Genomic DNA, 24,546 nt, shown 5'->3' with positions numbered 1-24,546 from the left:
AGTGGGACATTAGTTTAATGGGAGGTTTTACTTATTGTCGGTTTGAAATTCTTGCTGAAGAAAGCTTGATAGAGGACTGCCGGTAACAATGTATGATTTAACTTACAAGGTATTCTATTGCCCAAATGATAGTCATTGAGAGAAGGCGATACAGAACTTGATTATCGCCTTTAGTTTTGAGTTATTTAGGGTTTAATTTATTCTAAACATGAAGGGTCACGGGTAACAAAAGTATTACCTATCCAGGTGTTATCAGTGCAAGTTGGATCGTTGGGTGAGTAAAGGTCAAAGATCCCATTGTTTAAGGAGGAGTTAGATAAGACGGTATTACCGTCGGCGCTTCCACTTTCAATAGATATTCCGTAGTCATTGTTATCACTTACACTATTTACACTAATGGTGTTGTTATCAGCGCTCTCAACCCTGATACCTGTCACGTTATTTGTCACTACATTTTGAGAAATGAGATTAGAGTTGGAATCTATCTCAATGCCAACGTCTGTACTGTTATCAATAACATTCAATATAAGGATATTTGAACGACCATCGGGATCGAAATCAACACCGTCACCACCAGCATTTGTGATTATATTGCTAGTAACATTGTTTGAGATTCCCTCTAGATATATTCCATCTCCACCGGTGCTATCGATAGTATTTCCGATGATTTGGTTATAATTAGCGGGATCTTCAGTTTCTATACCATTTCCGGAGGTTACGCCATCAGATTGTATCTGGATGCCGGTGACAAAGTTACTATCGCTTGAAATAAGTACTCCTACTCCATCAGGATCATCTATATCAACACTTGTAACATAGTGGGACCCATCGTCTTGTAACATAATAGAGTTGTTACAGTTATCGATAACTCCAGAGGTTAAACTAGCAGATAGGCCATTTAGGAGTATGCCGTCGTCTGTTGAGGCAGAGCACGTAACAGTAAATCCATCCATATCAAGTCCGCCCAAGGGACCGGTAATTGTTAGTGCGGGATTAGTGGCACAGACTAAGTCCTGAGTCAGTGTTTCTTGGGAGGTAATGGTATCTCCACAGCTAACAGCATAGCTTTCGAAGGAAATTGCTATTCCAGCAGCGGGCAAAAGAAAATAGGCAAGGGCTAATTTTAGTTTTTTCATACTTTCCATTCCTTGTTCGCGGTTGTTATGTTATTGAGGGTGATTCATTTTCTATGGTTAGATTGGATGAGTGCGTAAGCTGGGCTAGCGTTACTTTTACTATTATTAGCTTTTTTATTTGTTTTCGATAATATTTAATTTAAATTATGGCTTTGATTTTAAAACCCATTGTAAATATTGAATCTTACTTTCAGTAAGGTTTATGGGTGTCTGGAACTTTTGCGTAATACTTTTTTTCTGGTAGAAGTCAGTTTTAGCTTTATCCCATTAGTGCTGGCATGGTTGTAGTTTGGGGGCTATGAAGATGTGAGTATTGATTTCACTCTCAATCCGTTATCGGGGAGTATTGGCTACGAATGATTGCTAAGAGATTCTTTACTTTTTTATACTTTATAAGTAAGCAATATACCGCTCGGCTATTGCTTAACTAGATAATTTTATGGATTTAGTTTGGCAAAGCCTCAATCCAAGCAGTTAGGGTCATTAATGGTAGAACTATTGCCAATCCAGTTGTTCGAAGATGTGCAGTTCGGATCATCAGGGGAGTAAAGGTCGAATATACCATTGTCATTGGCTGTATTAGATAAAATGTTATTGAATTCTGCGCTAGTTCCCTCGATCACTATGCCATAGTCAGTGTTATTGTCAGCTTCATTGCTGCTTACTGTATTGCTGTCACTGTTATTGATTCTGATTCCAGTGGTGCTGTTCGATATACTATTTTGAGAAATGAGATTTGAATCTGAACTTACAGATATTCCCACATCTCCATCGCCATTGAGAGTGTTGAATATTCTCGCTTTACTGTCACTGATTATAGTGTTAAGTAGGATTAAGTTGCTCCCTCCATCGGAATCAAGAGCTATGCCAAAATCACCAGGGTTAAGAATTTCATTTCCGGTGACTGTATTGCTTCGCCCCTCGATATATATTCCTGAAAATCCCGGGAACTCTAGAAAATTTCCAGTGATCTGATTGAGGCTTGCGGGATTAGCTGTTTCTATGCCTATTGCATATTGCGTACCATTAAAAGGTATCACGATGCCGGTAACAAAATTACTGTTACTTTCAATACGTACGCCCACACCTACAAGATTGTTAATCTCAATATCACTGACAAAATGAACACCATCTTCCGTAAGTGCTATTGAGTCATTGCAATTGTCTATTACGCCGTTAAACAGGCTTGCAGCTAGCCCTGTTAGATAGATGCCCTCATGTAATGGTTCTATACAGGTAACAGTAAACCCATTTAAGTTCAGCCCGCCACCGGGGCCGTCAATTGTGAGGGCTGGATTGGTTTCGCAGGAGAGGTCTTCTGTGAGGGATTCCTGGGTAGTAATCGTGTCACCACAGCTCACAGCAAAACTGTTTGAGGCTAAAGGTAATCCAAAGGTTGGTAGCAGGGTTAAAAATAGCGTTAGGCTTGGCTTCTTCATGGGGGGCTCCCAAGATAATGAGTCTATTATTTACTCTAAAGTTTTCTTTCGATTAGTAATTGATAGGTGATGCCAAGTGGTATTTTATAGGGTTTAATCAGTTTGTTTTTGGTTTGTTAATAATATATATAAATTAAAGGTGCGGATTTAGTGTCCATTATAAATATAGGTTTATAAATGGCGCATGATATTTTATGTGGGCTCAGGTCTTAGCTTGAAATCTGTTCTCCTATATTGTCCATGCTTAAAGTGAATATAAAAAAGGGCCAGTCAATGACTGGCCCTTTTTAACGCTTTGGTGTTATTCAACCGAAGACCTAATCAAGTAGTCAAATGCGCCCAGCGAAGCAGTTGCACCTGCACCCATAGAGATCACTATCTGTTTGTAGGGGACAGTGGTCGCATCGCCGGCGGCGTAGACGCCGGGGACTGAAGTTGCGCCGCGCTCGTCGATCACGATTTCGCCCATGCGATTCATCTCTATATCGGTTTCGTTAAGGAACTCCGTATTGGGTACCAGGCCAATCTGTACGAAGACGCCTGCCAGGTCGAGTTGCTTGTTTTCACCACTCTCTCGATCGGTATAGGCCAGGCCGTTAACTTTGTTGCCGTCGCCGAGTACTTCGGTGGTTTGCGCATTGACGATAATATCAATGTTATCCATTAACTGAGCCTTGCGTACCAGCACCTCGTCTGCACGCAGTTTATCGGCGAACTCCAGTACGGTGACGTGCTCGACGATTCCGGCGAGGTCGATCGCTGCTTCGATGCCCGAGTTGCCGCCACCGATAACAGCTACGCGCTTACCTTTAAAGAAGGGGCCGTCGCAATGGGGGCAGTAGGCTACGCCCTTGGTGCGGTACTCCGCTTCGCCAGGTACCCCCAGTTCTCTCCAGCGGGCACCGGTAGCCAATACTACAGAGCGGCTGGATAGGGTAGCACCGCTTTGTAGTTTGATATCTACCATTTCGTTGCGTCGCAAGTTGGCTGCGCGTTGATCGGTAATGATATCAACACCATACTCTTTTACGTGTTGCTCAAGGCTGGCTGCGAGCTTGGGGCCCTCGGTATAAGGTACAGAGATAAAGTTCTCGATGCCTACGGTATCCATTACCTGGCCGCCGAAGCGTTCTGCCACTATGCCAGTGCGAATGCCTTTGCGAGCGGCATAAATAGCAGCCGCTGCGCCCGCTGGGCCACCCCCTATCACTAAAAGATCGTAGGGTGCTTTTTCATTCAGTTCTTCAGCTTTACGCTCGGCTGCGCCAGTATCCAGTTTTCCAACAATCTCTTCGAGGGACATCCTGCCTTGGCCGAAGTGTTCACCATTGAGGTAAACCGCAGGTACAGCCATAACATTGCGCTTTTCAACTTCCTCCTGGAACAGGCCACCGTCGATCATTTCGTGGGTGATGTTTGGGTTGAGGGTTGCCATCAGGTTCAGCGCTTGGACAACATCCGGGCAGTTTTGGCAAGAGAGGGAGATATAGGTTTCAAAGTGGAATTCACCCTTCAGGTTTCGTACCTGCTCCAGTAGCTCCGGGTCTGCTTTTGAGGGATGGCCCCCCGCTTGCAATAGTGCCAGTACGAGTGAGGTAAATTCATGTCCCAGGGGAATACCGGCAAAGCTAACCCGGGGTTCCTCTCCGGCAGGGGCGATGGCCATACTCGGCGTGCGCTTGGCTTGACTCTGCTGTGCAGTAATTTTGCTGGAGAGTCCGGAGATTTCATCTACCAGCGCCTCCAGCTCTTTGGATTTTTCACTGTTATCTGTGGACACACGAATCTCGATCGGTTTGACGATATTCTGCAGGTAAGTGTCCAGTTGTTTTTTCAGGTTTGCGTCCAACATCGGTGTGTCCTTTCTCTAACAATTTAAGGCTTGGTTGTGGCCCACCTTTTGATGGGCCGGGTCAGAGGTATTTGGGTTAAATCTTTCCTACCAGATCTAGGGAGGGGGCTAAGGTCTCTTCGCCTTCTTTCCACTTGGCCGGGCAGACTTCACCGGGATGAGCGGCGATGTACTGGGCAGCTTTGATCTTGCGCAACAGCTCGCTGGCATCGCGGCCGATTCCGCCGGCAGTGATCTCGACAATTTGGATACGGCCTTCCGGGTCGATTACAAAGGTGCCGCGATCGGCGATGCCTTCTTCCTCGATCATCACACCGAAGTTGCGGGTGATGGTGCCGGTGGGGTCGCCGATCATCGGGTATTGGATTTTGCCGATGGTGTCGGAAGAGTCGTGCCAGGCTTTGTGGGTGAAGTGGGTATCGGTAGATACGGAGTAGATCTCAACGCCCAACTTCTTGAACTCTTCATAGTTGTCCGCCAGATCGCCCAGCTCAGTGGGGCAGACGAAGGTGAAGTCTGCGGGGTAGAAGAAGAATACGGCCCACTTGCCTTTAACGTCGGCGTCGCTGATATCGAAGAAGTCGCCGTTTTGATAAGCCTTGGCGTTAAAGGGTTTCAGCTGGGATTCGATGTAACGTGACATGGATAGCTCCTTATTTATCACTGTCTTGTCGGTCGTTGTTTGGAAGTGGGATCAATACTATCGGTCGATGCTCTTTGATAAAAATTATTAATGTAAATACGTGTGATAGCTTTTGGCAATCGTTGTTGGCTATTTGATTGGTTGGGTGTTTAGCCGCTATTTAATGGCTTTGGCAAAGCGACAGCCGTTAGGTGAAACCTTATCCGCGCATCCTGATGTCTATTGAGCCGCAAAGACGACATATAGAAGCGTTGATCGCGGTCCATACCCTCAGGCATCAAAAAAGAGTTGAGTCGTAAATCAGCGCACATTAGCAATAAGTTAGAAGTGCAAGCCCGGTTCTGATGATCTGGGTAGTGCCAGCGGATGTGAGGTTAAATGTTGCCGCTATGAATCAGAATGTGGTGCATGTCACGGTGGTAGGTGTCGGTCTGCCTGGGGAGTCAATCGGATGGCTGCATTTGTCTCAGCTAATGAATATGCGAAATGTAGTGGTGGATGCGATTGTTGAAGAGTATTGGCTTTCCAGTGATGTCGAGTCATCTGAAAAAGGGATGGTTTTCCGAAACGAGATGGCAAGACTTAAAGCTCAGTATGGCGATTTCAAAACTTATTCCTCGGTGGAGCAAATACCTGATGCGCATCCCTCCTTAAAAAATTTGGTTGTTATCTCTGTGAGGACTCCACTCGCGAAGGGGATTTTTGAATCGGTAATTAATAAAGGATATAGGAATATATACCTTGAAAAACCTGGTGCAGACTCGCTGGAAAAGCTGCGTGAAATGGAAATGATCGCCGACAGAAACAATGTAAATGTTGTTGTTGGCTATCAAAAGCATATCGCAAATTACGTGGATAGAGCCGAGAGGCTTAACGAGCAATGGAAGTTGAAGTCCAGGAGTGTCGGATTCATTCATCACAACCCGCATCCGGAAGCCAACCTGGAAAGCATTTTTAGGCAAAATTCCGAGGGTATGCTGCTCAACCAGTGTTGCCATGAACTTGAACTCTGTATAGCAAAGTGGAACCTTGCTCCTCACAACATTACTGATGTAGTGGTGAACCGAGATGAAACCGTGCAGAAGCGCTTCGGTGATATCGAGGATTTCAAAAAGCTGTCTTTTACGCTAAAAACTAATCTGGGGGTGAGTTTCTCTTTTCTGGCTACCCGTTGTGAAGGTGTCGAAAATTGCATAGTGATGCGAAAAGGCATTCGAGGCGACCCTGTTTTTATTCGGCAGGCCATGGAAGATGTCCTTGATCGGGCACTTGAGCTTACTAGAAAAGAAAAGGGAGGGATGTGGTATTGCTACTTGTTTGAGCGAGATTATTACAATCTGAAGCGGCTGTTTATTGAATCCATTCTAGATAGCAATGATGAGAAATACTTGAGCCTGCCGCGACTGCTTCATGCATGTGGTGTTCTCGAATTGGCCGCAGCGATTGAGCCCAGTATTAAGGCTCAATTAAGAGAAGATGAAAGCCATCATTCTATCGTACAAATTTCAGATACTATTTGTCAGGCTCCAACAAACCAAAGAATCTGGTACCACCATGGACTCTTTAATCCTGGTAATAAATTCCTTATAGAACTCCTAAGACCGCCGCAGAACAGAATTATTTGTTGTGTTGATGACAAGGTATGGGAGCTCTATGGGAAGGGTATTACCGAGTGGCAAAAGTCCATGGGGGTTGAGTTCATCCCGATAGTTATGAAGGGTGGCGAACAGTCAAAAAATATTAATAGTCTTATCAGTATGATTGATGAAATATGGAAGGCAAATCCTCTTCGTTACAGGGAGCCAATCTTAGCTATGGGTGGAGGGGCGGTAACCGATACGATTGGGTTTGTCAGTGCGGTGTGGCGACGGAATACACCCTGGATACGTATTCCAACGACTCTAATGGGAATGATTGACTCCTCTATCGGCATTAAAGTCAGTGTGAACCACAATATTAAGAATGGGATTGGTGCTTTCCATTGTCCCTTGCATACCATTATTGATCCCTCCTTCTTGAAAACTAATCCACAGCGGGTATTAAAAAGTGCGATTGGTGAAATGATTAAGGTTGGAGTGGTATTCAATAAGGATGTGCTCGATACCTTGTCAGCTCAGGGTGCCACTCTGTTGGAAAATAGTTTTTTAGAACCTGATGGCCTGCCGGGAGATGCATCCTATAAACTGCTGATAAATTGTATTGATGCCATGCTGGATAGTATTGCGGGAGACTTAAAAGAAGAAAACTTATCCAGACCAATGGACTTTGGACATACGTTATCCCGCTGGTTGGAGCGTGATGAGGCTTTTAGGTTGATGCATGGTGAAGCTGTGGGCATTGATTGCCTGTTTACTTCGCTGGTAGCTGAAAAAATGGGATTGATATCCAAGGCAGACATTGAGTTACTGTTTGGAATTTACGTGCAGCTGGGACTTGCAGCTAGTGTCAAAGGGCTGAGCCTGGATGTATACAAGACGGCAATAAAACAGATCTCGATTCATCGCTCCGGTACTTTGCGAGCGCCTCTCCCAGCCCCTCTAGGAAACTGTATTTGGGTCAATAAGATAGAGGCGAACCATCTGGAAAGCGCTTGGTATGACCTGCAAGAAAGGCTTACTCGTCATCCAGAGCTCATATTGGATCCTGATGAAATAGCAGAGGAGGAGTATTTACCTAAGCAATTAGACTTGACCAGTCATCAAAGCGCTAAAAAACTACCATTGAGAAGGCTGCGCTGGGGATTTATAGGCTGTGGAAGAATAGCAAATGATTTTGCATTAGTCCTCGATTACCTGGATTCCTCAGAAGTGTTTGCTGTAGCTTCCAGGGATTTTAATAGGGCGAGAGAGTTTGCGAATAGTCATGGAGCAAGTAGGGCTTATGGCAGTTACCTGGAACTTGTTTCTGATCCTGATATTGACATTGTCTATATTGCAACTATCCCCGAGTTACACCGACAACATGCTGAATTAGCATTAATGGCAGGTAAGCCTGTTCTTATTGAAAAACCTCTGGCGTTAACAGTTGAGGATGCTGTAAGGATTAAAGAGCTTGCCAATAAAAAACAGCTGTTTTGCATGGAAGGGATGTGGATGAGATTCTTCCCTGCTATTAAATACTGTAGAGATATTATTAGTCTTGGAAATATAGGTAAGGTAAGCCAGCTTCGTGCAGATTTGAGCTTTGACCTGCGTAAGGATGAAGGGTTGCAGTCTCCAAAATGGAAGGTGGGAGCTGGTATGGATGCCGGTGTGTATCCTGTCCACACGGCGCTGATGGTATTGGGTAGGGGGATATCAGACCTGGAGTTCTCTGGGGTGCTGGATAACTACGGTTTCCAGGAGGATGGTGCCGGACTCATTTATGCGCACTTCGATAGTGGATCAACAGCTGTAGTTTCCTGGAGTCATCTGGTTGAGGGTGCGGAAGAGTTGGAAATCTATGGCACAGAAGGGCGGATAAAAGTGTTTGCCCCGGCACATTGTCCAACTAGGGTGTCAGTGACGCGGATCACTGGTGATCGAAGGACAGATAATGAGACTAAGTTGTACGAATTCCCATTACCGAGAATAAGAGGCAGGTTTAATTATCCAAATTCTGAAGGGCTTTATTATGAGGCACAGGCTGTTCAGTTATGTATTGAGAAAAACTTAATTGAATCACCGGATCTTCCTCTTGCCGACTCTATACAAGCAATCCGAATGATTGAAGAGTGTGATCAATATATCAAAAGAAGGGCTGCGTGAAACGCAACATCTATTGGTTTGGATTGCTGTCATGCTATGGGGCTCTATTTTTACTGGGCTTTGTGGAGGTCTATAAAGCTCCAATTTATCCAAAAATTTTAGATTTTTTTTCTGTTTCCCCAACAAAGGGCTCCACCTTTTTCTTCCTGTCCACTTTTTCTGCCTTACTTATGACTTTGTCAGGGGCTCTCTGGGTGAAAAAAATCAGAGTGATCTCTGGGTTAGCATTATTCGTAGTGTTTATGGGGGTAGGGTCGGTACTTTCAGGTATTTCTGGATATTTGTACTCGTTTACCCTGCTTATTCTGGGCAGCTTCCTCTTTGGTTTGGGTGCCGGAGGGAGCATGGTTTTGATTAATGTGGCAATCCCCCTTTTTGTGCCTGAAAACTTAACTCGTCAAGGTTATTGTGGATTACATAGTACCTATGGGGTTGCCTCCATATTGTCTCCTTTGTTACCTGGGTTGTTATATAAATTTCACTTTGGATGGGAGGGCGGTTTCTATTTGTTTGGGGGGATAGCTGCAAGCATATTATTTTTTATCTTGTCTGGATTAATAAGAAGAAAAGGAAAACTAAGGAAAAATGGGAGTTCTTTTAACCCTGGCGCCTTTAAAGAGGCGAGCCAACGAGATAAAGAACCGAAAGAGTGGTGGATCGCAATTGGTGGTGGGTTTATTGTTTCTGCCTACAACGGCGCTGAACATATATTGGCGAGTAGGATGGTACTGTTTCTTGAAGCTAGGGGAGGGCACTGGGCCGTTGAGGCGGATATTTTGCTTTCAATCTTTTTCGGATTGCTCTGCTTAGGGAGAGTGGCCTTCACTTTTATCCTGCTGAAGGGAAGTGCTTTTTTCTGGTTGATAGTCTCCTTTTTATCGACAGCAGCCGTATTTTCTTTGGGCTACTGGGTGAGCCCACTATGGTTCCCAGTGTGTGGATTGACACTATCCTACTTGTTTCCTTATGCCATGGAATGGTTGACAGATTGTAGTAAGAATCCCCCTTTTACAGTTTCATTCTCCTTAGGTATGGGGGGAATTTTCTTGATTCTGGCCCATGCTTTGGTAGGATGGTTAGACGAAAGTTATGGAATACAAACCGCAATCTTTGTAGTTCCTGTGTTCCTCTTGGGAGGAGTTGTATGTTGCTTGCTTTTATCACTTATTGCGAAGCAAAGAAGCCATTAACACGGATTAGCAATATTTGATTAACGACAATGCCCGCCAAAAGGGCGGGCAAGGCCAGTTCCAATCCTGTGAGGGCTTGGGAAGTCTTAAATTTTGCCTACCAGATCGAGAGAGGGGGCCAGGGTTTCCTCACCTTCCTTCCATTTTGCTGGGCAAACTTCACCCGGGTGAGCAGCGATGTACTGAGCAGCTTTGATCTTGCGCAGCAGCTCACTGGCATCGCGGCCGATACCGCCAGCAGTAATTTCCACAATTTGAATACGGCCTTCCGGGTCGATTACGAAAGTACCGCGGTCGGCAATGCCTTCTTCCTCAATCATTACACCGAAGTTGCGGGTAATGGTACCGGTAGGATCACCGACCATCGGGTACTGGATCTTACCGATAGTGTCAGAGGAATCGTGCCAGGCCTTGTGGGTGAAGTGAGTGTCTGTGGAGACTGAGTAGATCTCTACACCCAGCTTTTTAAACTCCTCATAGTTGTCTGCCAGATCGCCTAATTCAGTGGGGCATACAAAGGTGAAGTCGGCGGGGTAGAAGAAGAATACGGCCCATTTACCTTTGACGTCAGAGTCACTTACATCGTGAAATTCGCCATTTTGGTAGGCTTTGGCGTTAAACGGCTTGAGTTCGGATTCGATATAGCGGGACATGGTTAGCTCCTTATTGGGTGCCTGGCTCTTAACTTTGATGCTGTTTATGCTATTGGCTGGCGATTGATAATAGAAATTAACAATTTAAATATCTGAGATAGTTTTCTGCTATCTAGGCAGCCTGGCGATAATTTAGTCTGCAATCCGTACCAATTTGAGGTCGCTGGTTACATCGGGGATACTCGGGACCAAAGTATTAATACCCATCCATCGTGTATGGGTAATTTTTCACAAGGCGCATCTATGCGATTGATTCGGTTGCTTAAGCATGACCTGGCCCGCGAGGCCGGAGATTGGGTTGAAGACGGTGTGATCAGTGAAGCTCAGGCTGAGCAGATCTGTGCCCGCTATGAAGTGGATTACCACCGGGCGCAAGAAAGAACACTTGGATATCGTATTTTGATTGGGTTGGCCTATCTCTTTATCGGGCTGGCGGTGATTACACTGATTGGGGCCAATTGGGAGGAAATCCCCAGAGCGCTGCGAATGGGGGGGCTGATCGCTTTGACCTTGGTGACCCAGGGAGTGGCGTTTAAGGTTTACCTGTCTGGAGATCGGAAAGCCGGAGAGGGCTTGTTCTTGTTGGGCAACCTGTTTTTTGGTGCGGCGATTATTTTGATCGCACAGGTATACCACTTGGGCGAGCATATGCCAGATGGTATTTTCTGGTGGGCACTGGGTAGTTTGCCATTTGCTTTAATTACCCGCAGCCCATGGATTGCAGAGCAGTCGTTGCTATTGGCTTTGCTTTGGTTCTTCCTGGAGTCGAGTTTAGGCTTTTACCCCGCCCTGTTCCCAATTTTCTTGCTGGGAGCCCTCTATATCCTGTTAAGTGGTCGTGCGAGCGTGATTCTCTTGCTGACCTTTATCTTTGGCTTAGGTTTTTGGCTGGAATTTTCCCTATCAGAATTTTGGCGTTTGCAGGATGGGAAATTTAGTGCGGATATTTATCCAGAGAACCTTGCTGTTGCAGTCTCGCTCTTTATCCTGATGTATTGCTTTGCCCATTGGTTGGCAACTCGCCCGTCGGCGGTAGCCAAGGACTACGCAGCAGTAATCTCTATTTGGTGCCTTCGGTTTACTTTAATTGGCTTACTGATTTTTAGCTTTGAATATCCCTGGGAGGAGATGATAGAAGCCCCCTGGAGTCACCTACCTTCTATGTGGGCGGTAGTGGGGACTATGTCTGCTGTGTCGATAGTGTTGGCGCTGCTGTCTCAGAGGTTGCTATTCGGACTGGGGTTGTGCGGTGTTTTTGCGGCAGTACTTGCGTTCGTAACGAATGCCAGCTCCAGTGACTACGCAGTTTGGTTACAAATTGTTACAAACTTTGCCCTGATTACCTGTGGAATCTGGTTGATCTTCAGGGGTATTCACGATGGTATCTCGCACTACTTCTTCCTCGGAGTTATGGCGGTCCTGTTGACGGCTCTGCTGCGCTATATTGACTTGATTGGCGACTATATAGGAGCTGCTCTCCTGTTTATTCTCTTCGCAGTTTTATTGCTGGCAGCAGCCAAGTATTGGAAATATCACCAGGCGGGGGGAAGTTTGCGATGAAACGTAGAGTTGTGATTGGCCTGGTTGCCGCCATTGGCGTGCAGTTTTTTATACTGTTAGGAATGTATATTAAGGCTCAAATGCCGCTGTGGACGGGCCAGCCTGTCTCAGTGAAAACTGTTCCTGTAGACCCGCGCTCATTGTTTCGGGGTAACTATGCCCAATTGAGTTACCCCTTTTCCACTTTAGATAAAGCCTTGTTTAAAGGGCAGGGACGACTGCGTCAGGGAGAGGTGGTTTATGTGGGCTTAGAAAAAGGGTCATCCGGATTGTATGAACGCGCCTCTGTCAGCCTTGAACAACCACAGGGCGGAGTTTTTATTCGAGGGCGGGTAGCAGGCCAGAATTTTTGGAATTCATCAGATAGCTACCGGATTCGCTACGGTATTGAAGCCTACTTTGCTCCGAAGGAAAAAGCCCTGGATCTGGAAAAACAACTGCGGGAGGGTGGCGTGGCCGAATTGATGATTTCTGCGGATGGGCGAGCGAGCTTGAAGGTTGTCAGAGGCTCAGGAAATCAATAGGCAAAGGGAAAAATCAGGAATGGAAGCGATTGGTCCGGCACGGCGCAGCCTGCCGGTTTTCTTTTTTTTAATGGATATTCAACTGGGCTGTCTATTGCTTGCAGCTCTGGGTCTCTACCTCGTGCCAATGGAAGTTTCATTTGTTGGTGATACGGTATGGCTGCAACTGCTGTTGGGATTGTTAGGCGCTATTGTCACATTTGCGGTAGTACTGACATTAGCTCGTTCTGAGACGCTATTTGGGAAAATGCTGCGGCTCCACTGTACTCAATTGACCCCTCTGTTTTCCAAGTTGTCCCCATCACAGATGGTATGGGTTGCTTTAGCTGCGGGTGTTTGTGAGGAGCTATTGTTTCGTGGTTTTCTACAGTCTTGGCTCTCCCAGCTCAGTACGCCATTCCTCGGTTTATTGGGTGCATCACTGATATTCGCATTACTGCACTGTGTTTCCTGGGTGTACTTCTTCCTTACCTTTATGATTGGGCTCATTTTAGGCATTTTCTACCAAATGTCCGGGGGCTTGGTGGGGGCGATTGTTTGGCATGCGGTATACGACCTTTTGGCAATTTTCGCCATAGTGCACTTTCCCCATTTGCTCGGATTAAAAAATCAAGTCTTAAAGCGAGGGTAAGTAGCCAGCTTTGGTCTGGAGACCTGCAGAGATGTTACGGAGTTACTCGCGGGCTCCTAGGGAGCCTCTGAATAACTCCATAATGCCTCTGCGGGCCTTGAAGGCTACAGATGTTAGGCGCAGCTCGCCGCGAATGGCTCGGTCCTTTGCAAGAGCTGCGCCTAACATCTGTGGCCTTCAAGGCCCGCCCTTCGGGGCTTGCAGAGCGATTCACACTCCGCGTTGCGACTTCTTGAAAGGTCTAGACATTCCTGCGAAGCCGCGCCTTGATTGTGAACCGCTCTGCAAGCCAGAGGTATCACGGAGTTATTCAGAGGCTCCCTAGATCACGGCAACGATCACCACTAGTACTAGGGAGGCCGTTAGGATAAAAGCAATAAGCGCTAAGAGTCCGTCTCGAGCTGCCAGCGATAGCCCAAAAATGGTGAGAGCGAGACCAGCAGTTGAGGCAGAGAAGGGGATTACTTCCATTATTGGCAGGGTCAATGCAATAAAAATGCAGGTTCCAGCAATAGCGTAGGTGCCATATCGGCGCACGATAAAATCCATCCGTGGCTGAATCCAGCGGTCGGCAAACCGGGCGGGCTTTTCCATCCAGTGCAGGGCATCCATCAGCTTCTCGCTGGATATGGAGCGGTTGATTAACCACTGAGGAAGCCAGATATAGTTGCGCTTCATCAGCAGTTGTAGGGCAAACAGTAGTAGCAATACGCCCATCGCGGTAGACATTCCGGGAATACCGCTTAGAGGGGAAAACAGGATCAACCCGATAAGGATAAGGAATGGGGCAAAGGATCGAAGCCCCACAGCCTCAATAACATGCTGGATGGAGATTTTCTCCTGCCCCTGACTTTTCTCCTCAATATCCTTCAGCAGCTGGCCCAGTCCTATGATTTCTTGTGTCATGGTTGGAATTAGTTGCTGTGTAGTTTCTTTGCAAGACATTCTACTGATAAGAGGGCTGGAAACGGGGTAGTCTCTACGAGCTATCCGGTTCCAGAGATATTGTCGAGCATAGCACTGTGACTGGCTTTTCGGCTAAAGTCAGGCAGTTTTTCAAAGGGGATAAGCTGTCTGGCGTCAAACTAAACGGATAGAGATAGGTTGTTGGCGGAGGATTATGCCTGTCATCATTTTCTGTTAGATTATTGCCGATGGTGGGTGTGCTTATTTCGGCTGATTGAATTTCGATGTGGTTTCTAGTTGATACGGAATCCTAAGGCAGTCTATTTAGGTACTGAGCCACTCGACTACCTCGATAAACTACTAATAAAAAGGACGGTCACAAATGGAAGCTGTTGACCAAACAAAAGGGAATCCACCAGTTTTTCTTTTATTAATTGGCACTCAGGTTGTTTGCTTGTTGCTGGCCTTTCTGGGCTTTTATCTGGCTTCACCCAAGGTAGTGATCATTGGTGATAGCGTAGGGTTACAAGTAATAATTGGCATCATTGGGGCGATGGCTACCTATGGTGTGATGTTGTCGTTAACTCGCTCAGAAACGACCCTCGGCATGTCAATGCGGCGTCAATCGATCGCCCTGATTCCACTATTTTCACGATTGTCTTTCTTTCAACTGCTGTTGGTTTCTGTTGTAGTCGGAATTTGTGAAGAGCTTTTGTTTCGGGGGTTTTTGCAGTCCTGGTTGTCAGAACTTAGCTCGCCATTGTTGGGGTTACTAATTTCCGCAATTGCATTTGCGCTACTTCATTTCTCATCGTGGACCAATTTCTTTCTGACTTTGGGAATTGGTGTGGTTTTAGGTGTGGTTTACCAAGTGTCCGGAAGTTTATTGGGAGTAATAATCTGGCACGCAGTCTACGATGCAATTGTCCTTATTGTTTTGACTCAATATCCGCATTGGCTAGGGATTAAAATAAAAGAATAACCGCAATATTCGGGAGCGTTTTACTTGTTTTAAGCTCCCGAATTTAACCTTTGGGGTTTAAGGAGCCTCCCAGATTCGCCGAGACATTACGGAATTATTCAGAGGCTCCTTAAGTATTGAATAGCTCATCCAAACGCAGGGTCTCAACCCCTGTTCGTTCTTGTCGACTTAAATAAACCATTTTTTTGGCTACTTCACGCCCCTCAATGGGCCTATAACGTCTCAGCCCCGGCAGCATACAAATTACTGGTAGGAGGATGCCTCCGATTTTCTCACCGGGGCGGGCATTTGCACGATCTCCGAGAAGTAGGGAGGGTTGCAGAATACTGATGCGCTTAAATGGAAGTTTCTTGATTTTCTCTTCCAGCTCACCCTTCATACGTAAGTAAGCACTGGCGCTATTGGCATTGGCCCCGCTGGATGAAACCAGTACGTAATGGCTGACCCCTGCCTCCGCTGCCAATTGGGCCGCTTTGTATTGATATTCAACGTCAACCTTATACTGGGCGGCTAGGCTGCCGGCTTGCTTGCGAGTGGTTCCCAGGCAGGAAAATAGAGTATTTCCCTGAAAAAGAGGGGCAGCCTCCTCCAATCGATCAAAATCGACAATATGATTGTGTATTTTTTGACTTGCAGTGGCTTTGGGGCGTCGAGTGAGGGTAAGTACTTCATCAAAGACTTCTTCACCAGCCAGTTGCTCTGTGAGATGGCCACCGATAAGGCCCGTAGCTCCGAGGATAATGGCTCTTTTGGTCATTGGAGGTCGATTTCCATTGATTATAAGTTCGCAAGGCTAATAGCGTACTTTAGCGCAAAGATGTCTATGTTCGTTAAAAGTTGCCAGCTGGAAAGGGTGTCTGGTGAGCAAAGAAGGCCGAAGCGTAATTAATTGAGGGAAATCTAACTCTGGGATTCCTCAGTAATACCGGGGGATACAAAAATTCTCTATCAGATTGTGGATGTTCAATAATTGTTCACTGTGCAGATCCTTGCTGCATCTCATTGCGTCGCATGGGCATGCTGTCGATACGTTGGAAAACTTCGACGGCTGAGAATTTATTGGCTTTATACTTTACTTCCCCATCCATTCCTATAAGAAGTACTTGCATTGCTGGTCCTTGCAGATATTTTTCCCGTACATTTTTAGCAAAATTGTCTGTGACTTTACCGGGGAAGTTAGTCTCAAGGGTGCCGTTAGAGAATAGGAACCATATCAAGTTTCTCTCTGCAAACTGCGGCGCTAACTTGAGTAATTCATTGATTGTGCTATTGGGATCTTCCGGGATATTCAGTAATAGAATGCGGTTTTTCCACTGGAAATCTTTTAGGTCGTTCACCGTAGATCCCTGGGCGAATGTAGAAGAAGTCAACAGAACCAAGACAAGCACAATGAACTTATGCATTTACTAATCTCATCTATTAGCGTGATCTTAGGGGGCTCAGTAGGCTATCCAATCACTAATTCAATTTTCCGGCGCTTGGATGCCCTTTAAGCATAAGATATGAGCTGCCAGTTACAAGGCAGATGATGATCGGTATCGACAGTGAAAACTGACTAGTCAAAAGGCGTGTAAATGAGCGAGTGGTCTAGGCTCTAGGCGGGAGTATTAAAAATATATCGCAAGCTAAGGAGCCTCTGAATAACTCCGTAATGCCTCTGCGGGTCTTGAAGGCTGCAGATGTTAGGCGCAGCTCGCCGCGAATGGCCGTAGCCCTTTGCAAGAGCTGCAACGCAGCAGATGTGGCCTTCAAGGCCCGCCCTTCGGGGCTTACAGAGCGATTCACACTCCGCGTTGCGACTTCTTGAAAGGTCTAGACATTCCTGCGAAGCCGCGCCTTGATTGTGAACCGCTCTGCATGCCAGAGGTATCATGGAGTTATTCAGAGGCTCCCTAATTAGGTTCTGAAGGATTACCTGAGCGGCTCGGGTGTCGAGTGAATTACGCAGTATGGCTAAACAGAGCGGCAAAATTACACGAGATCAGTACTTGGGGTTGGCTGCATTAGTTCTCGCGGCCTTCCTTATTAGTAATGACTATACCGCTTTTGCCCCCGCACTACCTGCCATCGAAAGAGAGTTCAATGCAGACATAACTAGCTCCCAGTGGATCATTAACGGCTACGCCTTGGTTTTTGGTGTTTTCATCATAACCGGTGGCCGCTTGGCGGATATCTATGGCCGTCGCAGAGTATTTATGATTGGAGCGGGAATATTCGTATTCTTTGCCGTGCTGGGTGGCTTGGCAATGGATATGTGGATGTTATTGATATCCCGCGCATTGATGGGAGTGGGTGCGGCATTGATGTGGCCGTCCACTTTGGCAATGACTTTTAACTTGTTGACCTATGAAAGGTCAGGGTTGGCGGGTGGCATCCTGATGGCCACCTGTGGGTTAGCGAATGCAGCTGGACCAGTTTTGGGTGGGGTGCTCGCAGATTTTTTCAGTTGGCGATGGATTTTCTTCGTTAATATTCTCCTCACTCTGGCAACAATGCTGGCTTGCTGGTGGGCAGTACCCCCCGATAAACCTCGTGACACCGAGGAAAAAATAGACTTCTTCGGTGTGCTACTATTGTGCACCTCGCTATTTTGTTTGCTTTTTGCACTGGATGTCTCCGCGGAAATTGGTTTCAAGCATCCTGTGGTTATCAGCCTGATTGTTGTGTTCCTGGTGTTGCTCTGCCTATTTACCATCGTGGAGTATCGAGTTGGTAAAGATGCCCTGATTCCCCCTGATATTGCAAAGAACCGGAAGTTCCTAGCGGTAGGTGTTACAACACTTCTAATCTCCGTAGTATTCCTATCGGCAATTCTCTATGTCCCCCAGTTTTTGGCGAATTTTCGTGGTTACTCAGCATTTCAGGCCGGTTTATCTTTGGTTCCTTTAATGGTTATATCGGGGCTGGTTGCTATTATCTCCGGCCGCTTCTATGAAGTAGCTGGACCAAAATTACTCGTCTCATTAGGTATTTTGGGGATGAGTGTTGGAATGTTCATGCTCTCGAACCTGACTTCGGACACGGGTTTTTTAGATATGTGTCCGGGCTTGGTCGTGTTGGGAGTGGGTATTGGGCTGTTCAATCCATCCAGTACGACCGCGGGTATTACTGTGGTGGAACCTCACCGTGCCAGCTTGGCAGGCGCAATCCTCTATATGTTTAAAATTGGTGGGGGTGCGGTTGGTTTGGGTATGAATGCTACAATCATCGCCTTCGCTCCAGATATACCTACGGGTATAGATAGAGCTTTTACAGTAAATGCCTACCTAGCTTTGGTTGGCCTGATTGTTTGTATGTTCTTTGTGATCGGTAGGCCAGAGAGCCAAAGCGGAGAGCTTTCTTGATCGCAAGTGAAGTGCGTCTCATTTCTTTTGTGTCGTAGATCTCTTTTATCTAATTGAAGTGCTTTTTTCAAAATTTATCCATTCTTTGAGTTTTTGTGAGATTTGAATTTCCTCACATCTGATTAGCCCTCTATTCAATACAATGCCGCAGCTCAAGGCCCTGTTGTGCCTGAGTTTATTGTGGTCCTGTTCCAGGTTCTCTGGCAGGAATTGATAGTTTAGGGTTGGGTCGGAGGTAGGCCACATGTTCAGAATTCTTCAGATTGTACTTTTCTTTCTGTTGGCCAGTACTGGGCATGCTCAGACTATTGATAGAGATGATATCCGTGGCCTGGATGAGCAGATCCAGGATGTTAAGAAAGATGTAATTGATCTCACTGCTGAGTTGTCACAGTTGGAGGAAAAGCTCTTATTCCCCTCTAATACGCAAGTAGCTCTTTTTGTCTCGGTGGCTGATGAAAAGCCCTTCGAGCTGGAATCGGTTGAGGTCACATTGAATGGCAAATTAGTTGCCCATCATCTCTATACCTACCGGGAAATTGAGTCCCTGCAAAAAGGTGGGGTACAAAAAATATACACTGGCAATGTGCAAGTGGGTGGGCATCCATTAGAGGTTAGTTTTCTCGGTAAAACCCCATCAGGAAAAGAGTATCGGGCTACAGCTTCCTACACCGTGGAGAAAGCAGTGGGTCCTAAATTTGTCGAGATTAAGGTTCTGGGAACCGAGTCCACGATAAACTTCAAGGACTGGTAATCATGCTCAGGTCCCTGGTAAATGTGTTGTCCTGTCAAACCAGGATGATGCTTGGTGCTCTATCCCTTTGTTCTTTGGCTGCTCTCCCCGCTGCAGCGGCGACTGAACCGCAGGAAGAACTTAAAGACCTGTTTTTCGGTGCGGCAATGTTTCATGCCCATCAGGAAAGTTATTTTGATGCGATTGTGGCACTGGACACAGAACTTGCTCAGTATCACCGCTTAGATCAGCCCGAACTCGATCCTTTCAGTGCGCACTTGGGGCAAGCTGAGTTTTCGGTGGGTGACTTGGAATTGTCCTATCGAATGCACAGGGAGGCCGGGCGGGCTATTGAGGCTGTACTGCAGGGAAATGTTTCCCAGCCGGTGCGCAATGAAGCCGCTTATCGACTGGCAAAAATTCACTATCACAAACAACAGCCGCGCAACGCCTTACACGCTCTGGAAATGATTGACGGGCGGGTTCCCGAGAGGGTCCGTGCAGATGAGCAGTTTTTGCGTGCTCGAGTCTATATGCAGCTCGGTCGATTCGAAGAAGCCGTAGAACTGCTGCAAGACCTGAAGGGTGAAGAGTCATTAGAGGGCTTTGTTTCCTTCAATTTGGGTATTGCACAACTGAAGGCGGGAGAAGAGGAACGCGGTGTTCTGGAGTTGACTGCGCTTGGAAGAAAGCGCAGTTCAGAGGCTGCGCTGCAGGCCCTTTACGATAAAACCAACCTCTTATTGGGCTCCCATTTAATGGAGCTGGGCAAGCTGGATATGGCGCGCCCCTATTTTGATCGTGTAAACCTCGATGGCCCTTTTTCAAACAGGGCGCTGCTGGGTGCTGGCTGGGTAGAGGCCCGCGCGGGTCGCTATGACCGGGCACTGGTGCCCTGGAAACTGTTGCAAGACCGCAAAGGCACCAGTGAGCCAGTGCAAGAGGTCATGTTGGCGGTGCCCTATGCCTACGGCAAACTGGATGTCCACAGTACCGCTGCAATTAATTACGGCCGCGCATTAGACGCGTTCGGGCGCGAGATTGATACCCTCACTCAGTCCATTCATAGTATTCGCAAAGGTAAGTTCCTTGAGGCGTTGCGTCGTAAAGAGGCTACCCAGGTACAGAACTGGGTAGTGGCCTTGCGCAATTTACCGGAAGCCCCCGAGACCCATTACTTACTCGACCTGATGGCGTCCAATGACTATCAGGAATTTTTACGCAACTATCGCGATCTCAACGATTTATATGAGCGCAATGAGGAGTGGCTAAAAAGCCTGACAGCCTACGAAGATATTATTCGTATTCGCCGCAACTATTACGAGCCCCTGTTGCCGGAGCTGGACAGACAATTCCGGGAACTCGACGCCCGTATCAAACTGCGGATGGAGCAGCGCGATCAGTTTGCCAGTCGTATAGAGCAGATGCTGGTCTCCCGCCGACCAGAATACCTGGCAACGGCCGAAGAGCAGGAAGCGCGATTGAAGCTCCTGGAACTTAGCGGAAAAATTGCTGAGCATCCCCAGGGCTTTACTGAAACTACTTTGGAGCGGGTACAGCGGCTCAAAGGTGTATTGGACCTGCGTCTTTCCTTTGAGTACGACCAGCGTTTGACCGAGGCCTACAAACACCTGGCGGAATTAAACCAGGAGATCGAAAGTCTCCAGTCTGTTTACGATTCCTTTGTGCGCAGTCGCCAGGCGGCAACTCACAGCTATACCGGTTATGACCGCGATATTACTCGTTTGCGCGCGCGTATCCAGCAAATCCAGCGGCGACTGAAAACCCTGATGGCGCGCCAGGGCACCATGCTTGAGGCATTGGCAATTGCTGAGTTGGAACGCCGTCGCGCACAGTTGGAAAGTTATCAAATTAAAGCCCGCTTCGCCCTGGCAGACAGCTATGACCGCGCTAATGAGCTGCAGGAGCAGCGTGAAGATGAATTTAAGGTAGAGCAGCACAAAGCACTGTTGGAAGAGCAAATCCCTGAGGACAATCCGCCGGAGATGGAGCCGGTGGAGGAAGAAGAATCAGCAGAGGGAGGTGATTCGTGAGTAAGTTGCTCAAATCTAAATCTCGAGCTGGTAAATCTCTCAATCGCGCCGCCGGTCTTCTCTCTGCACTTATAGTGCTAGGGGGTTGTGCGGGAAACAGCGGCAAGACCATCGGTAGTCTTCAAAATGTCGAAGTAGAAATTAAGGAAGAGCATATTGATGGGAGTCTGGAGAAGGCACTGGCCAGCTACCAGAAGTACTTGCAGGAAACCCCTGAATCCAAGCTGACCCCCGAGGCGATGCGCAGGATTGCCGACCTGAAAATCAAGCAGGCACACCGCGCTGAAGATGCAGAATTCGATAACCTTGTTGGAGTAGCTGCTGGAAGCGGGGCGGTGATCTCTGTCGATGCGTCAGAAGCTATGGCTGAAAATACCCTGGATGCTCCAGAGACGACAGCGCCGGTGGCGAACATAGAACCGGTAGTGACTGAGGCGCAGGCCCCTGGGGTTGTCGAGTCTGATGAGGAGTTTGAAACCCGCGCTAGTGGCAGCATAGAAATAGCTGCAGATGATACCCCGCTTGAAGCGCCGGGCGTTGATTCTGAAGAGATGATGTCAGCCAATGCCCGCGAGGCCATCGATCTCTATATTAAATTGCTGCAAAAGTACCCCCTGTATCACCGCAACGACCAGGTGATGTATCAGTTATCCCGGGCTTATGAAGAGGCGGGAGAGATTGATGCAGCGGTAGATGTATTGCGTCAGCTGGTGGCCAACTATCCGGACTCGCGACATATCGATGAATCCTGGTTCCGGTTGGGCGAATACTATTTTACCCGCAAGAAGTTTCTCGATGCGGAAGAGTCCTACGGAAAAGTTATCGATATTGGTGTGATATCCAGTTTTTACGAGCTTGCCTTGTATAAACGCGGTTGGGCGCTGTTTAAGCAGGATATGTATGAAATGGCCCTGGATGATTATATCGCCATGCTGGATTACAAAGTTTCCCAGGGATATGACTTCGACCAGCAAAACAATAAAGGCGAGCGCAAGCATATTGACGATACTTTCCGTGTGGTCAGCTTGAGTTTTTCTTATCTGGAAGGCCCTGATTCGGTTGTCGATTACTTCTCCCGCAAGGGCAATAGAGATTATGAATTCCGGGTATACAGCCAGCTGGGTGAATATTATTTGGAGAAGCGTCGCTACCAGGATGCGGCAAAATCCTATATTGCGTTTGTTGATCGAAACCAGTTGCACAGAGTATCTGCGGATTTCTCAATTCGTGTTATTGAAATCTACAGTAAAGGCGGCTTCCCCAAGCTGGTACTGGAAGCGAAGAAGGATTTCGCCACTACTTATGCACTTAATGCCGATTACTGGACTGTCTTCAATATTAATGAATACGGAGAGGTGGTTGCCTTCCTGCAGACCAACCTGATCGACCTCGCCGGACACTACCATGCGGCTTACCAGAATAAGAAGTTAAAAGACAAGAAGGCCGAGAATTATCGCGAGGCGATTCACTGGTATCGCAGCTATCTCGATTCTTTCCGGGAAACTGAGCGCGCACCGGAAATCAATTATCAGCTTGCCGGATTGATGTTGGAAAACCGGGACTTCCATGGTGCAGCTCTGGAGTATGAGCGCACGGCCTATGAATATCCTGCGCATAAGGATTCCAGCGAAGCAGGCTACGCAGCTGTTTACGCTTATCGCGAACATCTGGCCAATAACTTAAAAGATGCAACGGATGAGCAGCGTGCACCACTATTGCGGGAAATTATCCGTTCATCGCTGACATTTGCAGCCACATTCCCTGAGCATGCCAAAGCCCCTCAGATCATGCTCGGCGCGGTGGAGGATCTCTACGGGTTAAAAGACTATGCCCCGACAATCGCCAATGGCCGTTCGCTGTTGGAGCAGTTCCCCGCTGCGGAGCAGGAGATTAGACGTTCTGCCTGGCTGCTGGTGGCTCACGCTTCTTTCGATACTGCGGCCTTTGCGGATGCAGAAATCGCTTACGGTGAAACTTTGATGCTGACTGCCCAGGACGCAAAGGATAGGGCGGGTCTGGTAGATAACCTGGCGGCTTCTATCTACCAGCAGGGTGATATGGCCCGTAAGCAGGAGGATCATGCAACCGCAGCGAGCCATTTCCTGCGTATTCGAGGTGCTGCACCTGGCGCGACCATTCTGGCTACGGCGGAGTACGATGCTGCCGCATCATTGATCGTTCTTAAGGATTGGGTACAAGCGGCAACGGTATTGAATAACTTCCGCAGTCACTTCCCGGAGCATGAGCTGGCGAAAGATGTCACCAAGAAGTTGGCAGTGGTTTACCAGGAGAGCGGTGAGCTGTTGCTGGCAGCTGCGGAATTTGAGCGTATTGAGCGGGAATCCGAGGACGATGAAATACGCCGTGAGGCCTTAACCCAGGCGGCAGATCTTTACGCAGCGGCAGAAGATAGCGCTAAAGCGCTGTCTGTTTTGCGTCGCTACGTCGATTATTTCCCCGAACCCATGGAGCCGGCGCTGGAGACCCGCCAGAAAATTGCCGATATCTACAAAGTGTCCGGGGATCAAAAGCTTTACATGGCAGAGCTTCGTGAACTGGTGAAAGTTGAGTCCCGCGGTGGTTCCCAGCGCAGCGACCGCACCCGTTATCTCGCCGGTAATGCGGCCCTGCTATTGGCTGAGCCCAGTTTTGAGGCTTTCACCCAGGTGGATTTGGTTGCGCCTATCGAGAAAAGCCTCAACCTCAAGCGCAAGCGTATGAAAGCAGCCACCCGTGCATTTACTGACCTGATTGATTATCAGGTGGCCGATGTGACTGCGGCGGCAACCTTTTACCTGGCTGAAATTTATCTCCACTTTAGCGTGGCCCTGAAGGACTCGGAGCGTCCAACCAACCTGAATGCCCTGGAGCTGGAAGAGTATGAGTTGGCATTGGAGGAGCAAATTTATCCCTTCGAGGAAAAAGCCATTTCTGTTCACCAGAAGAATGTCGAGTTGCTGGGCGTCGGTATTTATAACCCCTGGATTGATAAAAGTATTGGCAAGCTTGCTAATTTAATGCCCGCTCGCTATGCACGGGCGGAAGAGGCTGGAGAGTATCTCCAGACTATTGTACCCCTGCCGCCAGAGCCGGAATTGCCCTCTGCGGGATCAGCAGTTTCGGGTCAGTAATAACAGGCATTTGCCTTTTGGA

At 47.5% G+C, this 24,546-nt stretch carries 18 protein-coding genes; 10 read left to right on the top strand and 8 right to left on the bottom strand.

The window, feature by feature from the left end; all coding sequences use genetic code 11:
- Nucleotides 1-197 precede the first annotated feature (197 nt).
- The 4 genes from ACJJIN_RS09355 to ahpC (ACJJIN_RS09340) form a co-directional block, all read right to left on the bottom strand.
- Nucleotides 198-1,136, bottom strand: a complete 939-nt coding sequence (locus ACJJIN_RS09355; protein WP_444897832.1) for a right-handed parallel beta-helix repeat-containing protein — start codon at nucleotides 1,134-1,136, stop codon at nucleotides 198-200.
- A gap of 461 nt (nucleotides 1,137-1,597) precedes the next feature.
- Entirely contained in the window at nucleotides 1,598-2,575 is a 978-nt protein-coding gene (locus ACJJIN_RS09350; RefSeq protein ID WP_444897831.1) for a right-handed parallel beta-helix repeat-containing protein, read from the bottom strand.
- Nucleotides 2,576-2,876: 301 nt separating this feature from the next.
- On the bottom strand, nucleotides 2,877-4,427 hold the full coding sequence (gene ahpF / locus ACJJIN_RS09345) for an alkyl hydroperoxide reductase subunit F (RefSeq protein WP_444897830.1): 1,551 nt from the start codon (nucleotides 4,425-4,427) through the stop codon (nucleotides 2,877-2,879).
- A 76-nt stretch (nucleotides 4,428-4,503) separates the two neighbouring features.
- The gene (ahpC, locus tag ACJJIN_RS09340) at nucleotides 4,504-5,070 is read right to left on the bottom strand and encodes an alkyl hydroperoxide reductase subunit C (RefSeq protein WP_444884410.1); all 567 of its coding nucleotides are present in this window, start codon (nucleotides 5,068-5,070) and stop codon (nucleotides 4,504-4,506) included.
- Nucleotides 5,071-5,414: 344 nt separating this feature from the next.
- Between ahpC (ACJJIN_RS09340) and ACJJIN_RS09335 the strand changes: the two genes are divergently transcribed.
- Nucleotides 5,415-8,816 carry a Gfo/Idh/MocA family oxidoreductase gene (locus tag ACJJIN_RS09335; protein WP_444897829.1) on the top strand — a complete coding sequence of 1,134 codons (3,402 nt, stop codon included), beginning with the start codon at nucleotides 5,415-5,417 and terminating at the stop codon, nucleotides 8,814-8,816.
- The gene (locus ACJJIN_RS09330; RefSeq protein ID WP_444897828.1) at nucleotides 8,813-10,006 is read left to right on the top strand and encodes an MFS transporter; all 1,194 of its coding nucleotides are present in this window, start codon (nucleotides 8,813-8,815) and stop codon (nucleotides 10,004-10,006) included. Before ACJJIN_RS09335 ends, ACJJIN_RS09330 begins: the two co-directional genes overlap by 4 nt.
- Before the next feature lie 86 nt (nucleotides 10,007-10,092).
- Here the strand turns inward: ACJJIN_RS09330 and ahpC (ACJJIN_RS09325) are convergent, their stop codons facing one another.
- Nucleotides 10,093-10,659, bottom strand: a complete 567-nt coding sequence (ahpC, locus tag ACJJIN_RS09325; RefSeq protein ID WP_444897827.1) for an alkyl hydroperoxide reductase subunit C — start codon at nucleotides 10,657-10,659, stop codon at nucleotides 10,093-10,095.
- A gap of 243 nt (nucleotides 10,660-10,902) precedes the next feature.
- Between ahpC (ACJJIN_RS09325) and ACJJIN_RS09320 the strand changes: the two genes are divergently transcribed.
- The 3 genes from ACJJIN_RS09320 to ACJJIN_RS09310 are packed head-to-tail and all read left to right on the top strand — an operon-like array spanning nucleotide 10,903 to nucleotide 13,374.
- Nucleotides 10,903-12,219: a DUF2157 domain-containing protein gene (locus tag ACJJIN_RS09320; RefSeq protein ID WP_444897826.1), complete on the top strand. Its 1,317-nt coding sequence runs from the start codon at nucleotides 10,903-10,905 to the stop codon at nucleotides 12,217-12,219.
- Entirely contained in the window at nucleotides 12,216-12,743 is a 528-nt protein-coding gene (locus ACJJIN_RS09315) for a GDYXXLXY domain-containing protein (protein WP_444897825.1), read from the top strand. Before ACJJIN_RS09320 ends, ACJJIN_RS09315 begins: the two co-directional genes overlap by 4 nt.
- Before the next feature lie 19 nt (nucleotides 12,744-12,762).
- Nucleotides 12,763-13,374, top strand: a complete 612-nt coding sequence (locus ACJJIN_RS09310) for a CPBP family intramembrane glutamic endopeptidase (RefSeq protein ID WP_444897824.1) — start codon at nucleotides 12,763-12,765, stop codon at nucleotides 13,372-13,374.
- Between the two features lie 321 nt (nucleotides 13,375-13,695).
- On the opposite strand, the gene ACJJIN_RS09305 is transcribed toward ACJJIN_RS09310, so the two are convergent.
- Nucleotides 13,696-14,280: an exopolysaccharide biosynthesis protein gene (locus tag ACJJIN_RS09305; RefSeq protein WP_282932146.1), complete on the bottom strand. Its 585-nt coding sequence runs from the start codon at nucleotides 14,278-14,280 to the stop codon at nucleotides 13,696-13,698.
- 382 nt (nucleotides 14,281-14,662) lie between these two features.
- Here ACJJIN_RS09305 and ACJJIN_RS09300 point away from each other — a divergent pair, with 382 nt between their 5' ends.
- On the top strand, nucleotides 14,663-15,262 hold the full coding sequence (locus ACJJIN_RS09300) for a CPBP family intramembrane glutamic endopeptidase (RefSeq protein ID WP_444897823.1): 600 nt from the start codon (nucleotides 14,663-14,665) through the stop codon (nucleotides 15,260-15,262).
- 109 nt (nucleotides 15,263-15,371) lie between these two features.
- Here ACJJIN_RS09300 and ACJJIN_RS09295 read toward each other — a convergent pair whose 3' ends face one another.
- Nucleotides 15,372-16,019, bottom strand: coding sequence for an oxidoreductase (locus ACJJIN_RS09295; protein ID WP_444897822.1), 648 nt, complete (start codon nucleotides 16,017-16,019; stop codon nucleotides 15,372-15,374).
- A 217-nt stretch (nucleotides 16,020-16,236) separates the two neighbouring features.
- Nucleotides 16,237-16,665 (bottom strand): DUF4174 domain-containing protein, encoded by a 429-nt coding sequence (locus ACJJIN_RS09290; RefSeq protein ID WP_444897821.1) that lies wholly within the window; start codon nucleotides 16,663-16,665, stop codon nucleotides 16,237-16,239.
- A gap of 525 nt (nucleotides 16,666-17,190) precedes the next feature.
- Here ACJJIN_RS09290 and ACJJIN_RS09285 point away from each other — a divergent pair.
- The 4 genes from ACJJIN_RS09285 to ACJJIN_RS09270 all read left to right on the top strand — a co-directional run bounded on the left by ACJJIN_RS09285 (nucleotide 17,191) and on the right by ACJJIN_RS09270 (nucleotide 24,524).
- The gene (locus ACJJIN_RS09285; RefSeq protein ID WP_444897820.1) at nucleotides 17,191-18,606 is read left to right on the top strand and encodes an MFS transporter; all 1,416 of its coding nucleotides are present in this window, start codon (nucleotides 17,191-17,193) and stop codon (nucleotides 18,604-18,606) included.
- A 244-nt stretch (nucleotides 18,607-18,850) separates the two neighbouring features.
- The gene (locus tag ACJJIN_RS09280; RefSeq protein ID WP_282932151.1) at nucleotides 18,851-19,360 is read left to right on the top strand and encodes a hypothetical protein; all 510 of its coding nucleotides are present in this window, start codon (nucleotides 18,851-18,853) and stop codon (nucleotides 19,358-19,360) included.
- A 2-nt stretch (nucleotides 19,361-19,362) separates the two neighbouring features.
- Nucleotides 19,363-21,393 carry a tetratricopeptide repeat protein gene (locus ACJJIN_RS09275; protein ID WP_444897819.1) on the top strand — a complete coding sequence of 677 codons (2,031 nt, stop codon included), beginning with the start codon at nucleotides 19,363-19,365 and terminating at the stop codon, nucleotides 21,391-21,393.
- Nucleotides 21,390-24,524: a tetratricopeptide repeat protein gene (locus tag ACJJIN_RS09270; RefSeq protein WP_444897818.1), complete on the top strand. Its 3,135-nt coding sequence runs from the start codon at nucleotides 21,390-21,392 to the stop codon at nucleotides 24,522-24,524. Before ACJJIN_RS09275 ends, ACJJIN_RS09270 begins: the two co-directional genes overlap by 4 nt.
- The last annotated feature ends 22 nt before the right edge of the window (nucleotides 24,525-24,546 follow it).

Source organism: Microbulbifer maximicatervae (SeqCode) (genome assembly GCF_052467505.1).
This window is presented reverse-complemented; position numbering and strand designations above follow the sequence as displayed.

Excerpts from the sequence above, each read along its gene's own strand:
- ACJJIN_RS09320 (WP_444897826.1), top strand. The coding sequence starts at position 10,903 with ATGCGATTGATTCGGTTGCTTAAGCATGACCTGGCCCGCGAGGCCGGA.
- ahpC (WP_444897827.1), bottom strand. The coding sequence starts at position 10,659 with ATGTCCCGCTATATCGAATCCGAACTCAAGCCGTTTAACGCCAAAGCC.
- ACJJIN_RS09290 (WP_444897821.1), bottom strand. The coding sequence starts at position 16,665 with ATGCATAAGTTCATTGTGCTTGTCTTGGTTCTGTTGACTTCTTCTACA.
- ACJJIN_RS09305 (WP_282932146.1), bottom strand. The coding sequence starts at position 14,280 with ATGACACAAGAAATCATAGGACTGGGCCAGCTGCTGAAGGATATTGAG.
- ACJJIN_RS09300 (WP_444897823.1), top strand. The coding sequence starts at position 14,663 with ATGGAAGCTGTTGACCAAACAAAAGGGAATCCACCAGTTTTTCTTTTA.
- ACJJIN_RS09315 (WP_444897825.1), top strand. The coding sequence starts at position 12,216 with ATGAAACGTAGAGTTGTGATTGGCCTGGTTGCCGCCATTGGCGTGCAG.
- ACJJIN_RS09355 (WP_444897832.1), bottom strand. The coding sequence starts at position 1,136 with ATGAAAAAACTAAAATTAGCCCTTGCCTATTTTCTTTTGCCCGCTGCT.
- ACJJIN_RS09295 (WP_444897822.1), bottom strand. The coding sequence starts at position 16,019 with ATGACCAAAAGAGCCATTATCCTCGGAGCTACGGGCCTTATCGGTGGC.
- ahpC (WP_444884410.1), bottom strand. The coding sequence starts at position 5,070 with ATGTCACGTTACATCGAATCCCAGCTGAAACCCTTTAACGCCAAGGCT.
- ACJJIN_RS09280 (WP_282932151.1), top strand. The coding sequence starts at position 18,851 with ATGTTCAGAATTCTTCAGATTGTACTTTTCTTTCTGTTGGCCAGTACT.
- ACJJIN_RS09275 (WP_444897819.1), top strand. The coding sequence starts at position 19,363 with ATGCTCAGGTCCCTGGTAAATGTGTTGTCCTGTCAAACCAGGATGATG.
- ACJJIN_RS09335 (WP_444897829.1), top strand. The coding sequence starts at position 5,415 with ATGATCTGGGTAGTGCCAGCGGATGTGAGGTTAAATGTTGCCGCTATG.
- ACJJIN_RS09310 (WP_444897824.1), top strand. The coding sequence starts at position 12,763 with ATGGAAGCGATTGGTCCGGCACGGCGCAGCCTGCCGGTTTTCTTTTTT.
- ahpF (WP_444897830.1), bottom strand. The coding sequence starts at position 4,427 with ATGTTGGACGCAAACCTGAAAAAACAACTGGACACTTACCTGCAGAAT.
- ACJJIN_RS09350 (WP_444897831.1), bottom strand. The coding sequence starts at position 2,575 with ATGAAGAAGCCAAGCCTAACGCTATTTTTAACCCTGCTACCAACCTTT.